A 15,404-nucleotide genomic window follows, 5' to 3' on the forward strand; every position below is an offset into this window, starting at 1 on the left:
GTCGGATTGAACCATGCGTGTGGGCTTTTAGGGTCGTAGCGTCGTGGGCATGACACAGACACTGAACAATCGCCACGCAATCGATCGCCTCAACATCTACAAGGTCTCACCGGAGATCTACGACGCCATGATGAAGTTATCCACCGCCTCGGCCAAGGACATCGACCCGGTGATCGCTGAGCTGGTCAAAATCCGCGCCTCGCAGATCAACCACTGTGCGTTCTGCCTCGACATGCATGTCGCGGACGCGCGCAAACAGGGGGAGACCGAGCAGCGGTTGGCGCTGGTCGCGGCCTGGGAGGAGGCCGGTGATCTGTTCACCGATCGGGAGCGCGCGGCGTTGGAGCTGACCGAAGCCATCACGTCCCTGCACGACGGGCATGTGCCGGATGCGGTGTACGCCAACGCTGCCGAGGTGTTCACCGAAAAGGAACTCGCTCAGGTGATTGCGATGGCTGTCACCATCAATGCCTGGAATCGTTTCAACGTTGCGACGCGGATGCCCGCCCCGCGTCGCTGAATCGCACCGCCAGGCCGCCGCTCCGCTGGCCCTTCAGAAGGGTGGTGGGTGGGCGTCGATGTGGGCGCGGTTGTGTCCGCGTTCGTGGGCTATTCGGTAGGCCCGGTTCTGGGCGCGGGTGCGGGATCGTGTGGGGGCGGCCCGTTCTCGGCCCGGCGTCGGCGGTGGGATATCGATGGTGCCGAGGTCGGCGGTGGCCACGGTGAACTGCGGGAGGAACAGTGCGCCCTCGGGTTTGGTGGTGTAGACCCGCCCGTTGGGGGCGGTGAGGGTGATGGTGCCATCGGGGTGCTGGGTGTCGTTCCAGCCGCCGGGCCCGCAGTGGAATGTCTTGATCAGGTGGTGGATTCGGCAGTACAGCTTGGTGTTCGACGGATGCGTCGGACCATAGGGCCAGGGTGTGGTGTGGTCGATATCGCAGTGCCCCACCGCCATGGTGCATCCGGGCCAGCGGCACGTCAGGTCGCGGCAGCCGACGAAATCAGCCAGCCCGCGCGACGGGTGATAGCCGGGTTCGATACCCAGGGCGGTGGCGTCGGGGACGGGTCGGATCCGGGCCGCAGGTAGTAGGTCGGCCAGTTGCTCGACGGTGATCGGCCCGTACCCGGGGATCAACGCGCGAGCTGGTGTCTTCGCCGGTGCAACCGAATCCTCGGACGCGCCGCGACGTTCGGCCATCCTGATCTGCTTCTCGGTGGCCGTGGTGCCGGCTGCCGCTGCGACGCGTTCGGCTCCTGCGGCGGCCACCGTGTCACGCTCGGCGAGCACGTGAACAATGAACTGGCCGCTCGGCACCTCGTTGCCTGCTGCCGGGCAGTCTTGGCGTCCGCACAGACACGCGATACTGGTGGCCCGCAGCGCCAGGGCGTCGAGGGCGTCGGCGCGGCGTTGGGCGTGGGTGCGTGGATCGTGCGGGCACACGGTGCGCGCCAACGCCTGCACACTCTGGTCGAAGATCGCCCCTTTGGCGGCGTCGACGAGTCCGTGGATTTCGACCATCCCGTCCCCGACCGGTTCGACATTGAGGTGACGGCGCCGCCGGGTTTCCCGGGCCCGACGCACCGCCACGGGGTCGATCTCGATGATCATCCAGTCGATCAGTTCGGCGATCCGTTCATCCGACAGTGGGTTCCACGAGGGTGCGGCCGCGGCGAGCTGGGTGTCGATGACGGCCGTGATGTCGGGGTCGGTGATCAACGCGCACCGGTGCAGGATGACCCGCAGTACCCGCAGGTCCACCCCGCCCCCGGCGAAGACCTGGGCGAAGACCGGGAGCCGGGTGAGCAGGTCACGGCCCTGGGTGATCAGCGTGCAGGCCCGGCCTCGGCTGATCCCCAACTCCGCGCCGAGCTCGGCGGCGACCAGTTCCCAGTCATCGACGATCAGATCGTCGAACCCGTGCCCCAACTCGGCCATCCGGGCCAGTGCGAACCGGCCCGCCGCGAGCACCTTCGCCGCCACCGCGGTGCGTTCGGCGAGCAGCTGACCGCGCGCGGCATCGAGGTGGTCAGCGACCACCATCCCCGGTCCTTCGAACTGGTGTTCGATCACCTCTCCGAGGTTACTCCGCACCTCTGACACGTCGGTCCGCCAAAAGCGACGCCTACGCCAACCCGTCCAGGAACTCCTGCACCGCCGCGGCCATCAATTCTGGCGCGGTCGTCATGGCGAAATGCGAATGCTCGGCCCACACCACGCGATGCGCGGCAGGTAGGGCCGCGGCCAACGCCTCCATCCCTTCGGGCAGCGGAGCCCAGCTCTGACCGCCCTGCATCAGCAGCACCGGAACGTCGATCGCCGCCCAGCGATCGACGCGTGAGTCGTCACCGGCCATCGCCTCCAAATCGGCGAGCGCGCTCATCGCCGCGACGGGATCATCCGGAATGGTCGACCCGTCGGCCAGTACGTCGGTGGGGATCTGGGCGGCCTCACGCAGGAACAGTTCCAGGGCATCGGCGTAGCGCACCGTGGTGAAAAGCCTTTGATAGCTGTCGATCACCGGCCCGAGATGCGGACCCGTCAGCAGCACCGGCGGCTCGAACAATGCCAGCGAGGTGATGCGGCTGCTGTCGGCCAGTGCCGCATGCAACGCCACCGTCGCCCCATAGGACGCTCCGACGACGTGAGCCCGGCCGACGGACTCGAGTACCGCCTGCAGATCTCCGGCCTCGGCGTCGAAACTGTTCGGAGCCGGGCCCACCCCGCTGGGTGGATGGTTGCGCCGGGCGTAGCGGATCGTTTGATAGCCGCTCAGGCGGTCGGCGATATCGGCCCACGAATCCAGATCGCCGTTGGATCCGTGGACGAAGACGACCGGCGGCCCCGACCCCGTCACCTCGGTGACGAGTTCGGTGCCATCCGGTCCTGCCAGTGTGGTGCTCACAGGCACCGATTGTTCAGGAAACGGCGTCGCGAATCGACCGGCGGGCCACCGCGAAGCGGGCCTCGACGGCTTCGCGGACCGACACCGCGGTGGCGTTGAATTCGCTCCACTCCCGGTCGATCACGTCACGCACGTCACCGCGCCTGCCGACGGTGACGGCCACCTCGAACACACCGTCCACTGCCGAGGACACAAGCTCGCCCTGCCCGCGTACCGCCGCTGCGGCCACCTCCGCGGCGCCGGTGATCACGGCGTTCGGCAGCGGTGCCTGCTGATTGACATACGCGCCGACCGCGGTGCGAATCCGACTGCCCGCCATCAGGACCGCATCTTGGACGGCCTCGTTGGTCTCACCGAGTGCGGCGGGCAGCGTGGCGCCGCTACGGATCGCCGCGATCACCTTCGCGGGCGACTCGACCACCGCGACGGCGGCGTCGGTGGTTGCCTCGATCAGCTGGTTGCTCAGATCCTGGCCCGCGTCGAGCTGCCGCTCGAGGACGTCGCCGGCGTGGCGACGGGTGTCGGATTCGACCACCGGCACGATCTCGGCGTCGATGAAGGCGTCTGTGGCGGATTCGGTGTTCTCGGGGGTGACGGTGTCGGTCATGGGAGGCCATTCAACGCCGCAGAGCCGACAGCGCGGTGGCGTCGGGATGGCCGCCGGATGACGCGGACGGATCGGTCAGCCGAATCGGCTACACCCAGTACGGCACACGCGCGCGGTACTGGCGCATTGCGAACGCCGCACAGAGCCAACCGACCGCCGTACACACCAGCACGACGATCCAATGCCGCAGCTCCTGATCGGCGCCGAGCAGCGGTGCGCGGACGATGTCGACATAGTGCAGCAACGGATTGAACTCGATGATCTTCGCCCAGCCGCCGGCACCCTGCCTGCGCAGCGTCTCGTCGTTCCAGATGATGGGGGTCATGTAGAACAGCAGCTGCGCGAGGCTGAAGAGCAACGGGCTGATATCGCGATACCGGGTGGCCAGGATGCCGAAAACGATTGCCACCCAGACGCAGTTCAGCACAATCAGGAACAGCGCGGGAATGAACGTCAGGTCGGTCCACTTCCACGGTTGCGGGAAGATGATCGCGATGATCACGAAGATGATGATGTTGTGCGCGAACAACAGCACCTGGCGCCACACCAACCGGTAGACGTGCACACTCAGTGGCGTCGGAAGCTGTTTGATCAGACCCTCGTTGGCGACGAACACGTCGGCACCCTCGATGATCGCCGCATTGATCAGGTTCCAGATGATCAGGCCGAGAGTCACATACGGCAGGTGCTCGGACAGTTCGAGATTGAACAGCTTGGAGTACAGGCCGCCGAGGGCCAGCGCCATGGTCCCGGTGGCGATGGTGATCCAGAACGGGCCGAGCACCGAACGCCGATAGCGCTGCTTGATGTCCTGCCACCCGAGATGCAGCCACAGTTCGCGCTTGCCGAACCCGCCCCGCAGATCACCCCAGGCGCGCGCCATCGTCTTGGACTGGGCCGCCGCGTCGACGATCGTCATGCGCCCCGCCTCTCCGCCTCAGCCTGATATCTCGAAAACTTTTCGTGCCTGCCCAATTTGCGCAAACGCAGCCACTCCCGCAGACCCGCCGGGTCGCGTCGGGTCACCAGGAAGAACCACCCGAAACGCACCCATTCCTGGAGTATCAGTCTGCGTAATCCGCGCTGCGCCTGCAGATAACCGCGGTTGCGGTAGGTGAAGTATCGCTTCACGGCATCGTCGGGATACTGCGTGTGCATGCGACCGCCCAGGATCGGCTTGAATTCGTCGGCGCCGTCCGGATGCAGATACGACGCGTCCAAACAGGTGCCGAACGGCAGACCGGACAACACCAGTCGGCGGTGCACATCGGTCTCGTCGCCGCGGATGAACAGTCGAAGATCGGGGACCCCGACCGATTCCAGTGTGGTCGCGGCGAACAGCGCTCCGTTGAACAGCGAAGCGATGCCCGGCAGCAGGTCGTCCGATGCGTCGACCTTCAGCTCCGAGACATGCCTGCGCCATGCCACGCCCCGGCGCAGCGGGAAGGCCAGCCGAGAAGGATCTGCGAGATCGCAGACCATCGGCGATACCGCGGCCAGCGCGTGCTTCTCGGCACAGCCGAGCAACGTCGCCAGGACGGAGTCGTCGGCGGGCCGGCCGTCATCATCGGCCAGCCAGACCCAGTCCGCGCCGAGTGCCAACGCATGCAACATGCCGAGCGCGAAACCACCCGCGCCGCCCAGGTTTCGGCGGGAGCCGAGATATGTCGTCGGTATCGGTTGGGCGGCCACCAGCTCGGCGACCGCCTGATCGTTGTCGTTGTCGACGACGATCAGATGGTCGGGCCTGCGGCGCTGGCCGGATACCGCGGCCAGCGACACGGTGAGAGCCTCGACACGGCGGTGGGTGACGATGACCGCGACAACACGCTGCTGGGTCGCGGCGTCAGCCATGTCGTTCGTTCTCATCGAGCACCTCACGCACGTGCCGGGCCGCATCGGGGCCCTCGTAGGCGCCGACGACCTCCTCGATACCGCCGGTCATCCGGATGGTGCCGTGATCGACCCACATCGCCGTCTTGCACAGCTGGGCGAGGAACTCGTTGGAGTGGCTGGCGAACACCAGGATTCCGGACCGCGCGACCAGGCTCTGCAGCCGGGTGCGGGCCTTCTTCATGAACTCCGCGTCGACCGCGCCGATCCCCTCGTCGAGCAGCAGGATCTCCGGGTCGATGCTGGTGACCACGCCCATCGCCAGCCGCACCCGCATACCGGTGGAGTAGGTGCGCAGCGGCATGGACAGGTAGTCGCCGAGCTCGGTGAAGTCGGCGATCTCGTCGACCTTGGCCAGCATCTGCTTGCGGGTCTGGCCGAGGAACAGGCCGCGGATGATGATGTTCTCGAATCCGGAGATCTCGGGATCCATGCCGACGCCGAGATCGAACACCGGGGCCACCCGGCCGCGCACCGTCGCCGATCCGCGGGTGGGTTCGTAGATGCCCGACAGCAACCGCAACAGCGTCGACTTCCCGGCACCGTTGTGCCCGACGAGGCCGACGCGGTCACCCATCTGCAGGGACATGGTGATATCGCGCAGCGCCTCGATGACCACGACATTGGCGTCATTGCGGCCGATGGTGCCGCCGGCCTTGCCGAGGAAGGCCTTCTTCAAGGACCGCGATTTGGCATCGAAGATCGGGAACTCCACCCACGCGTTCTGGGTGGAGATGTAAGGACTGTCGGTCACGGGCGGCTACAGGTACTGCCCGGTGCCCGGGTGGGTCGGCCCGCGCTGGCCCTGGGGCGCCATTCCCGGCGGCAGCTGACGCATCTGCTCCAGCTGCGCGCGGGCGGCCATCTGCTGGGCGAACAGCGCGGTCTGGATCCCGTGGAAAAGGCCTTCCAGCCAGCCGACCAGCTGGGCCTGGGCGATGCGCAGCTCGGCATCGGAGGGCACCGAGTCGTCACTGAAAGGCAGCGTCAGGCGCTCGAGTTCTTCGCGCAACTCCGGCGCCAAGCCCTCCTCGAGCTCGCGGATGCTGCTGCTGTGGATCTGTGCCAGCTTGCTGCGGCTGGCCTCGTCCAGCGGAGCCGCCCGCACCTCTTCGAGTAGCTGCTTGATCATGGTGCCGATGCGCATGACCTTGGCCGGTTGCTCGATCAGGTCGGTCAAAGCCTTGTCCTCGTCCGCGCCCGACGGGGCATCGTCGCCGGTGAGGATCTCGACGTTGTCGTCATCGCCGGAGTGGATCGTCATGGTGTCCGACACTAGTCCTTTCCGGTCCCGGTGAATCTGCCCGGCCGTACCGATGTTGCTCCCGCGCATACCAGCAACAACGGCGGTGATTGGGGCCACGGGCCGTGCACGGCCTGCATTAGTATGGCTGCCGAAGTGATCCGGGCCGGGTCCCTGCAGCGCGGCAGGCCCCGTAACCCGATGCGTGTCCGTCTGTGCGATTCACGGACGTTCTAAGGTGGCTGACATGGTGTATGACGTTGCCCGGGTGCGGGGGTTGCACCCGTCGTTGGGCGACGGCTGGGTACATCTGGACGCCCAGAACGGGATGCTGCTACCGGATTCGGTGGCCACCACCGTGTCGACGGCTTTCAGAGGCTCCAAGCCCATCGCCAGCGGTCCGCACCCGTCGGCGCGTCGCAGCGCGACGGTCCTGGCCGCCGCCCGGCAGGCCATCGCCGATTTCGTCGGTGCCGATCCGGACGGTGTGGTGCTCGGTGCTGACCGGGCCGTCCTGCTGACAACCCTGGCCGATGCCGCATCGGTGAAGGTGGGGCTGGGCTACGAGATCGTGCTTTCCCGGCTGGACGACGAGGCCAACATCGCGCCGTGGCTGCGTGCGGCCAACCGGTACGGCGCCAAGGTCAAATGGGCCGAGGTCGACATCGAAACCGGTGAGCTGCCCACCTATCAGTGGGAGAGCCTGATCACCGCGCCGACCAAACTGGTCGCGCTCACCTCGGCATCGGCGACGCTGGGAACCGTCACCGATCTGACTCCGGTCACCAAGCTCGTCCACGAGAACAGTGGACTCGTCATCGTCGACCATTCGGCGGCCGCGCCCTACCGGCTCATCGATATCGACGACATCGATGCCGATGTGGTGGCGCTCAATGCCGTCGCCTGGGGTGGCCCGCCGATCGGTGCGCTGGTCTTCCGCGACCCGGCCGTCATCGACCAGTTCAGCTCCGTATCGCTGGATCCGGATGCCACCGGGCCCGCCCGGTTGGAGACCGGAACTCATCAGTTCGGGCTGCTCGGCGGTGTGGTCGCCAGCATCGAGTACCTGGCGAATCTGGACGAGGGTGCCACCGGCTCGCGCCGGGAACGCCTGGCGGTCTCGCTGGAATCATCGGCCGCCTACCTGGACCGCTTGTTCGGCTACCTGTTGTCCTCGCTGCGGTCTCTGCCGCTGGTAATGGTGCTCGGCAATCCGGTCGAGCGGATCCCGGTGCTCAGCCTGGCCGTCGACGGGGTGCCCGCCGAGCGAGTGATGCAGCGGCTGGCCGATAACGGCGTGCTGGTGAGCAGGAGCAAGCACTCGCGGGTTCTGGAGGCGTTCGGCGTCAACGACATCGGCGGTGCGATCAGTGTCGGTCTGTCGCACTACACGACCGCCGCCGAGGTCGACCAGTTGGTTCGGGTGCTCGCCTCGCTCGGCTAACTGTTGTCGGACACCTTCAGCAACACCTTTCCGGCGACATCGCCGGAGGACAGCAATGCATGCGCCTTGGCGGCGTCCTGGACGGGTAGCTCCGCACCGATCAGTGGGCGGACCCGTCCCGCGGCGATCATCGGCCAGACGTTCTCGGTGACCTGCGCGACGATCGCGCCCTTTCCCTCCGGGCCATCCACGGGACGGGAACGCAGCGCAGTGGCCAGAACACCGGCGCGCTTGCCGAGCAACTTGGCGATGTTCAGTTCGGCCTTGATGCCGCCCTGCATCCCGATGATGACCAGCCGTCCACCGGGCGCCAGCGCGTCGATGTTCCGGTCCAGGTACTTGGCGCCCATGATGTCGAAGATGACGTCTGCGCCACCCGCCGCGGACACCCGCTCGACGAAGTCCTCGTCGCGGTAGTTGATCGCGATTTCGGCGCCCAGTTCGGTGCACAGTGCCAACTTCTCGGCCGAGCCGGCCGTCACGGCCACCCGCGCGCCGAGTTCCCGTGCGACCTGGATGGCGTGGGTGCCGATGCCACTGCCTCCGCCGTGCATCAGCAGCAGTGCACCCGGGTTCAGGTGTGCGGTCATCATCAGGTTGGACCACACCGTGCAGGCGACCTCGGGCAGGGCGGCTGCCTCGTGCAAACCGATACCGTCGGGCACCGGCAGCAATTGTGCGGCGGGCACCGCTACGTACTCGGCATATCCGCCACCCGCCAGCAAAGCGCATACCGGCTGACCGATGGTCCACCCGCGTACCGCGTCGCCGAGTTCGGTGATCGTGCCGGAGACTTCCAGGCCGAGGATGTCGCTGGCACCCGGTGGTGGCGGGTAGTTGCCCGCGGCTTGCAGCAGGTCGGCCCTGTTGACTCCGGCCGCGGCCACGCGGATCACCACTTCACCCGCTTGAGCTGCGACATCAGGAACTTCTTGCCATGTCATACGTTCGGGTGAAACAACTGAAACAGCCTTCATTGACGCTAGGCTACGCTGCCGCGCGAACGTAGGATCGGGCGATGGAAGCGTTGATGGGGGGGCGTACGGCAAGCTCGATGCCGGGCCTGGATATCGCCGAGCAGAAATCGTGGCAAAACTTTCTGGACTCGGCACTGCGGCTGTACGCAACATTGAACCGGTCGTTGGCCGACAGTCATGGACTGACGCTCAATGACGTGCGATTGCTCGACATTCTGGACAGTTCCGACAGTGGTTCGGCGCGGATGGGGGATCTCGCCGAGGGACTGATGTCACTGCCCAGTCGGGTCACCAGGCAGATTCACCGGTTGGAGAAGCTGAACCTGGTCAATCGGGTCGCCAGCCAGGATGACCGGCGCGGCGTGCTGGCGACCATCACCGACGAGGGCCGTGCCCTGCTGGCGGACGCCATGCAGACCTACGGCTCAGAGGTGCGCAGCCACTATCTGAACCGGTTGTCGCGCTCGCAGATCACCGCAATGGGCGAGAACTGCCGGCGGATCAGCGCCGGTCTACAGGCCGATGGGCGGGCCGCGAAACTCGGACGGGTGTAGACCGCTTAGGCTGTCGGACGGTGGCGTGGCAGAGCGGCCTAATGCACTCGCCTTGAAAGCGAGAGACGGCTAACACCGTCCGGGGGTTCAAATCCCTCCGCCACCGCCACAGGATCGATGGTCGAACCCGGCGGACGCTGGGGTTTGCGTGCTTCACAAAACTAGTTGGCCGTGCTTTCTGTCTGCGTTGTGCGTGGCTGGGCCCTCCAATGCCCAACTTCGGAACGGGTGTCTCGGGTTTCTAGATTGCCGGCTTTGGCGCTGACTGCCTCTGCGACTTTGATCGCCCGGGCCGATGGACATGCGTGAGTGGATCCGCTGCTCGTCCGCGCTGAGACGCTGCCTCGCTCAGCCGCAGCATTTACGGCATGACCGCACGCCCGAAGACGCCCAGTTGTCCTGGGACGCATCACCGACCGCTGTCGGTATCAAAGGAAGCGGCGCTAGCCAGGTGTAGCGAAGCTATCGGCTATCGGTGGATACATCCAATCCAGCCGCGGAAGGCAAATTATGTGGGCGATGGGCATGGCGGTTTGGCGCCAAAATTCCGGGCAGAAATTGAAGCTGCTACGGCGCGAAGGTGCGGTTTGCGCGAGCGCACTGAACGTTTGCTTGATTGCGGAGTCAACTATCAGCTACGTGCATAAATGCTATTTCGCGTAGATTGCCACCGCTGCGGCGAATGTAGGAGTACGTTCGCGAACCTGGGAATGATCCTGCCTAAGGGGGCGGCTATGGGGATCTTTCGTTGGGTGTGCGTCGACTCGGCTGTTGCTGTGTGCGTGTGGGGCGCTGCGTGGATAGCGCCGGCTCATGCCGAGCCGGTTGCCGATTGCGCTAGTTACCCGATCACAGGATTCTGTGCACCCGGTGGTCCAGACGCTCCGCCGGGGGCGGATGCGGGGTACGTTCCCGGCCAAGTGCCGCCGGATCCCAATGCGTCAGGGAACGCAATTCCCGATCTGCAGCCCGGAGGAGATGTCAGTGGTGGCGGGCCTGCTGCAGACGCGATCGGTGCGTATCTCCCTAGCTTCAACGATCCATCCATCGCAGAAGGCGACGGTTCGCACGTGCTCGGGTGGGTTGGATGTGGACTGGGTGTTTTCAATCCTTCTGTAAGGCAGATGTTTTCGGTACTCAATGCCCTCAACAAATGTGGTCAACGGGCGGGTATCTACGCCACCCGTGGATACTGGCGCGTCGGGGCGCTATGGGCTGGGGGAATCGTCATGATCTCCCAGAGAGCGCTACAGAGCCCCCTTCAGTACTTGCCAGAATGCATCGGACTTGGCGGTGACGTCGCTGGCGGCGGCCCCGGCGGTGGTCTGGTTTGCACCGATCGGTACGCCATCACGACGCCGAGTGACACGTACTACGTGGCGATAACCGGATTGCCAGGTGAGGTATGTGGCGCCATCGCCAGCGCACATGCGGCGTATCCACACTCGCCGTGGTGACTCACCAGCTGTCAGTCCAATCCAATCGATCATCGACCGAATGTAGGGGTGAGAGCTATGAGCATCTCCGTCCTTCCTGAAATAGCTGTGACGACCTATCGCTATCTGCGGGGTGGGTTGGTTGTCGCGGTCGCGGCACTGGCAGCAGGGGTATTAACCGACCGAGCCGGCGGAAACTGCTTCGAAGCGTCCATCAGCGCGTACTACTTCACCTCCGCCCACAGTGTTTTGGGACTGCCCCGGGTTCAGTTGACTCGCGGGGTGTGAACTTCAGGCCGCGGTTGCGACCGGTGTGTGGAGCAGTTCGAACTCTATCGGGGTGAGCCTGCCGAGGGCGCGTTGTCGCCGGCGTCGGTGGTAAGTCCGTTCGATCCAGGTCACGATTGCCAGGCGTAGTTCGGCTCGGGTGGCCCAGCGTCGCCGGTCAAGTACGTTGCGTTGCAGCAAGGCGAAGAACGACTCCATAGCGGCGTTGTCCCCGCAGGCACCGACGCGTCCCATTGATCCATGTAAACCGTTGTGCGACAGCGCGTGGACGAATTTTCTGGATCGAAATTGACTGCCTCTGTCAGTGTGAACGATGGTCGCGACAGGTGAGCGCAGAGCCACGGCGTGATCGAGGGCGGCCACGGCCAACGAAGACTTCATCCGTGAGTCGATCGAGTAGCCCACGATGCGGTTGGAGTAGACGTCTTTGATGGCGCACAGGTAGAGCTTGCCCTCGTCGGTGCGGTGTTCGGTGATGTCGGCCAGCCAGACCTGGTCGGCAGCGTGGGCGCTGAACCGACGTTGCACGAGGTCGTCATGCACCGGCGGTCCGGATCGACGGTTCAGCCCTCGCTTCTTGGCGAAGATCGACCAGATCCGCTCCTGGGAACACAGCCGGGCGACACGGTTCTCGCCGGCGATGATTCCGCGCCCGGGTAGCTCATCAGCGATGAACCGGTAGCCGAAAGCTGGATCGTCGGCGTGGATGTCGCGGGCCGCGTTGATCAGATGTGCGTCGTCCCAATCCCGCTGCGAGACCGGTGCTTTGCGCCATTTGTAGAACGCCTGGGTCGAGAATCCCAGGACCCGGCAGGTCACCGTGACGGGCACGCCGTCCGCGGCAAGGTCGAGGACCAGCGGGTACATCATTTTGGGTTGGCGTCCCGCGACAGATATCCGACTGCGCGGCGCATCACCTCGGCCTCTTGCTCGAGGAGTTTGATGCGCTTGTGCGCCTCGCGCAGTTGCGCAGCCATGTCCTCAGCATTGGCCGGTGAGGCGGGCTGGCTGCGGCCGTCCTCCCGGTCGGCGATTTTGAGCCAGCGGTGCAGGCAGGCCTCCGAGATGCCGAAGTCCTTGGCGATCTGGCGCAACGGCGCCTCGCCCTTGCGGGCCACGGCGATGACGTCGGCTCTGAACTCGGCAGGAAACGGTGTCGGCACGAGATTGATCCTTCCAGCAAGGACGAATCCTCACAGGTCAGGAGTCAACCAAACTGGGGTCAGTCCCTTTCGTGGCCGTGCTGTGCGCGGCGGGTGTGCTGATGATCGTGTACACCGGCGCCAGTCACACCGAAGATGTGCTTCTCAGCCTTGCCGGCGTGCTGGCGATCGTCGTCGCGATGGTTCCGACAGCACGCCCGGTGATCATCTGTGGCGGAGGGGAATTACCCCCAGGCTATGAGATCTCGAAGTCGGTATCCACCAACATCTGGGCAGTCACGATTGCACTCGTGCTCTCATGTCTTGCGCTGTGGTGCCGCCCCAGCCGCAACGATACTGCTCGCCAACATAAGAACAGCGTGCTCGGAACGTTCGCGACGTTGCTCGCATGGGTGCTGATTATCGGCGGATTCATCGTCTTCCTTGCGGACCAACCCCGATTCGATAAGTACGCGCATGGGGTTTCGGCCGTCATCATGTTCCTGGCAATATGCGCAACGGTTGGCCTCACCGCTCGGATTACTCTGGAGCAGAACGAAAGCGAGTGTCCGAACAAGCGCCGGTACTTTGCCTGCTATGTGACTCTTTCTGTGCTCATGGTAGTGACCATTGCCGGCGTTGTGGCCGTCCACCTGCTGCTCGACGGCTGGAATCATTGGGTCATTGTTCTCGAAACACTTTTGCTCCTTCAGTTTACGGCCTACTGGATCGTGCAGACGGTCGAACTATGGAGAGTTCAGAGTCGCGTCGAGCTGCTGACCGGTCAGGCTAGGGAGGCTATCGCGACCGAAAGGGCGGCATCCGGTTTGAAGGGGCTTCTCGATGACACCAAGCAAGTCTTGGCTGCCCCTCGGCCGGAGCGGCTCTTGCGCGCCATGTGACCCAAGTGCCGCCCCAACGAGACTCCGCGAAAAGAAGAAAGCCTCAGCACGCAACGACTATTGGAGGAACGATGACCGACCAAGATGCGGATGAAGCCGTTGACCATGTTGACCCAGCCGAGATTGCTGAGACGGAGACGTCTGGTGAGTGGGGCGAACTCGTCATCGACGTGGATGACGCTCCGACCGCAAGTGTAGTTGCCGCCGGATCTATCAGGACCGACGCTGTTCGCTTCGAACGCGTGAGCTGCGCAGGCGGCGTCACCGTCAAGTTTACGGTTCCTATCCTGGCCTTCGGATGGCGTTCGCGGCTGCGCAGTTACAACGCGCAGGGCGGGTTCATCGGACAATCACAGATCGTGGAGCTCAACGGCTCCTATCCGTCTGGCACGGCGATCGTCGTTGCGTATCGCGGCCCGTTCATCCGCGGCACCAAAGAGATCCGCGCATACGTTTGGTACGGAAATCCTGCCCAGGGTGACGGAACGATGTATTGGAACCTCAAACGGATCAACTGCTAGCGCCGCGAACACGCCGAAAAAACTCCAGCTACACGTCCGCAGTGTGCAGTCCGAGGCCTTCGACGACGATCCGACCAACAACCGCCCGTTGTGTTCATTCCGGCGTGCCTCTGCCGGCAGCAAGTTAGACAGGTGGTATGGGTGCAATGAGTATCCAGATGTGCCACACATCCAACGAGTAGACCGCGGCGGCAAAGGGCGCGAAACTTCGTAGGAGACGGTGTTGGTCGGTCAGGAGCAATGGCAGAGAGTTACGATCTCGGAGCCGTTGGTATCTACGTCGCCGGTGGTGTGGAGTTTGGTCGCCATACCCGTCTTTCAGATGGGTCGCGGATTCAGATCACTCAGGCTATGAGGTCGGCGGCGTCGGTGATCCCATGGGGCGACCGTAATTGAGTTCGACCTGAGGGCGTAGCTCCAGGTCTTGGGCTTGTTTCTGCGCTTGGGAAATCCATTTCTGGGTCACCATGGGCAGGTAGTAGGTGGCTGGTGAGCCCAGGACGTACTTGACGTTTCGATCGACGTACACCTGATTGTTCGGGTCGTTGAGCCCGATCATGCTGTAGTCCAGGTGTACAGCTTTGAGCTCTCCCTTTCCGCCGACGGAGTTGGCCGCGTTCCGGTTCTTGTCAGCCGGGGAGCCGTTGACGAGCGGATTGGGGCAGTCTGACCAGTAGTCGTATTGGCGGGAGATGACGGTCACGTTGTAGCGGGTGTCGTCGGGAAAGCCCGGGCCGGTGAAGCCGCCGGGGGCGTCATAGCTGTGGTAGATGAATTTGCATACCTTCTTGTCGGGCTCGGTGGGAGTGGGCGCGGGGACACGCGTGCATCCGTTGAATCTGTGCTCTGGGTCGCCGGTGAGGATGAATTGCACTGTGGCGGGATCGATATCGCTGGTCGGGCCGTAGCGGCGAAGCCAATCGTCTTGGACCTGTGCTCCCTCGCTGTGGCCCAGGACGATCTTGGGGCCTGCGGTCGAGTGCAGCAGCTCGTCGAGAAGGTCCGCACCCTTGTGAACGTTGGCAGCCGCGGGAAAGTTGTTGTACGGCACTTTGACTGTGGTGTTGGGCGCGGCGAAGAGTTCGCCCCGCAACCAGTTGCTCGGCAGCGGGAAGAACGCCGGCGCCAACGTGAGAACCGTGGCTCCAGCAGGTTCGGCGTGCGCCGGTATGGGCGATACCAGCCCCATGCCGAACGCCACGGACATCGCAATCGAGGCCATATGGCGTAGACGTTTCGTAACCCCCATTTGACGCTCCCTCCCCGGGAATGAAGCGAGATTCGCGAGAAATGAGGGCCAGTTGACCCTTCAGCTGCGGCTTGCAGATGTCGAATCCCGATATCCGAGGATCTACCCAGAGGGTTACCGTCACATCACCGTTCGCGCGATCGATGTCGACGTGAGACCGGATCGATGCCACATCGTCCCCTCGGTCGGACACCACTTCGAACGGCAGGATTGCGTGAGTTGGTCGAAACCGATTCGACTGCTGT

At 64.4% G+C, this 15,404-nt stretch carries 16 protein-coding genes and 1 tRNA gene; 7 read left to right on the plus strand and 10 right to left on the minus strand.

The features are described from left to right. The first annotated feature begins 49 nt into the window (after positions 1-49). Positions 50-520, plus strand: coding sequence for a carboxymuconolactone decarboxylase family protein (locus PGN27_RS15900; protein ID WP_335326982.1), 471 nt, complete (start codon positions 50-52; stop codon positions 518-520). A gap of 33 nt (positions 521-553) precedes the next feature. On the opposite strand, the gene PGN27_RS15905 is transcribed toward PGN27_RS15900, so the two are convergent. From PGN27_RS15905 to PGN27_RS15935, 7 genes are all read right to left on the minus strand, one after another. Further along, a complete protein-coding gene (locus PGN27_RS15905) occupies positions 554-2,071 on the minus strand; it encodes an HNH endonuclease signature motif containing protein (protein ID WP_335326983.1) in 1,518 nt (505 codons plus the stop codon). A 52-nt stretch (positions 2,072-2,123) separates the two neighbouring features. Further along, on the minus strand, positions 2,124-2,903 hold the full coding sequence (locus PGN27_RS15910) for an alpha/beta fold hydrolase (protein WP_335326984.1): 780 nt from the start codon (positions 2,901-2,903) through the stop codon (positions 2,124-2,126). 13 nt (positions 2,904-2,916) lie between these two features. Further along, positions 2,917-3,510, minus strand: coding sequence for a hypothetical protein (locus PGN27_RS15915; protein WP_335326985.1), 594 nt, complete (start codon positions 3,508-3,510; stop codon positions 2,917-2,919). A gap of 88 nt (positions 3,511-3,598) precedes the next feature. After that, positions 3,599-4,429 carry a galactan export ABC transporter permease subunit Wzm/RfbD gene (wzm, locus tag PGN27_RS15920; RefSeq protein ID WP_019510910.1) on the minus strand — a complete coding sequence of 277 codons (831 nt, stop codon included), beginning with the start codon at positions 4,427-4,429 and terminating at the stop codon, positions 3,599-3,601. Next, complete coding sequence (glfT1, locus tag PGN27_RS15925) at positions 4,426-5,364, minus strand: galactofuranosyltransferase GlfT1 (RefSeq protein WP_335326986.1); 939 nt, start codon at positions 5,362-5,364, stop codon at positions 4,426-4,428. Before glfT1 ends, wzm begins: the two co-directional genes overlap by 4 nt. Continuing rightward, the gene (gene wzt, locus PGN27_RS15930; RefSeq protein WP_335326987.1) at positions 5,357-6,157 is read right to left on the minus strand and encodes a galactan export ABC transporter ATP-binding subunit Wzt/RfbE; all 801 of its coding nucleotides are present in this window, start codon (positions 6,155-6,157) and stop codon (positions 5,357-5,359) included. Before wzt ends, glfT1 begins: the two co-directional genes overlap by 8 nt. A 6-nt stretch (positions 6,158-6,163) precedes the next feature. Then, a complete protein-coding gene (locus PGN27_RS15935) occupies positions 6,164-6,667 on the minus strand; it encodes a bacterial proteasome activator family protein (protein ID WP_030137532.1) in 504 nt (167 codons plus the stop codon). A gap of 226 nt (positions 6,668-6,893) precedes the next feature. Between PGN27_RS15935 and PGN27_RS15940 the strand changes: the two genes are divergently transcribed. Then, positions 6,894-8,090, plus strand: a complete 1,197-nt coding sequence (locus tag PGN27_RS15940) for a cysteine desulfurase-like protein (RefSeq protein WP_335326988.1) — start codon at positions 6,894-6,896, stop codon at positions 8,088-8,090. Here PGN27_RS15940 and PGN27_RS15945 read toward each other — a convergent pair. Further along, positions 8,087-9,067, minus strand: a complete 981-nt coding sequence (locus PGN27_RS15945; protein ID WP_335326989.1) for an NAD(P)H-quinone oxidoreductase — start codon at positions 9,065-9,067, stop codon at positions 8,087-8,089. The two genes, PGN27_RS15940 and PGN27_RS15945, sit on opposite strands and share 4 nt — an antisense overlap. Before the next feature lie 41 nt (positions 9,068-9,108). On the opposite strand from PGN27_RS15945, the gene PGN27_RS15950 reads away from it, so the two are divergent. The 3 genes from PGN27_RS15950 (at position 9,109) to PGN27_RS15960 (ending at position 11,345) form a co-directional block, all read left to right on the plus strand. Continuing rightward, entirely contained in the window at positions 9,109-9,621 is a 513-nt protein-coding gene (locus PGN27_RS15950; protein ID WP_335326990.1) for a MarR family winged helix-turn-helix transcriptional regulator, read from the plus strand. Between the two features lie 19 nt (positions 9,622-9,640). Beyond that, positions 9,641-9,730: transfer RNA gene (locus PGN27_RS15955), tRNA-Ser, on the plus strand. A gap of 1,405 nt (positions 9,731-11,135) precedes the next feature. Further along, a complete protein-coding gene (locus PGN27_RS15960) occupies positions 11,136-11,345 on the plus strand; it encodes a hypothetical protein (RefSeq protein ID WP_335326991.1) in 210 nt (69 codons plus the stop codon). A 3-nt stretch (positions 11,346-11,348) separates the two neighbouring features. Here the strand turns inward: PGN27_RS15960 and PGN27_RS15965 are convergent. Further along, a protein-coding gene (locus PGN27_RS15965; RefSeq protein ID WP_335326992.1) for an IS3 family transposase occupies positions 11,349-12,508 on the minus strand; the annotation gives its coding sequence in 2 pieces (ribosomal slippage) (positions 11,349-12,217 and positions 12,217-12,508; 1,161 coding nt in all). Between the two features lie 71 nt (positions 12,509-12,579). Here PGN27_RS15965 and PGN27_RS15970 point away from each other — a divergent pair. Together PGN27_RS15970 and PGN27_RS15975 are read left to right on the plus strand one after the other, a co-directional pair. Beyond that, a complete protein-coding gene (locus PGN27_RS15970) occupies positions 12,580-13,389 on the plus strand; it encodes a hypothetical protein (RefSeq protein WP_335326993.1) in 810 nt (269 codons plus the stop codon). Between the two features lie 71 nt (positions 13,390-13,460). Then, positions 13,461-13,910 (plus strand): hypothetical protein, encoded by a 450-nt coding sequence (locus PGN27_RS15975; RefSeq protein ID WP_335326994.1) that lies wholly within the window; start codon positions 13,461-13,463, stop codon positions 13,908-13,910. A gap of 349 nt (positions 13,911-14,259) precedes the next feature. On the opposite strand, the gene PGN27_RS15980 is transcribed toward PGN27_RS15975, so the two are convergent. Next, entirely contained in the window at positions 14,260-15,117 is an 858-nt protein-coding gene (locus tag PGN27_RS15980) for a PE-PPE domain-containing protein (RefSeq protein ID WP_335326995.1), read from the minus strand. Between the last annotated feature and the right edge of the window lie 287 nt (positions 15,118-15,404).

It is taken from the genome of Mycolicibacterium neoaurum, from assembly GCF_036946495.1.
Classification (GTDB): domain Bacteria; phylum Actinomycetota; class Actinomycetes; order Mycobacteriales; family Mycobacteriaceae; genus Mycobacterium; species Mycobacterium neoaurum_B.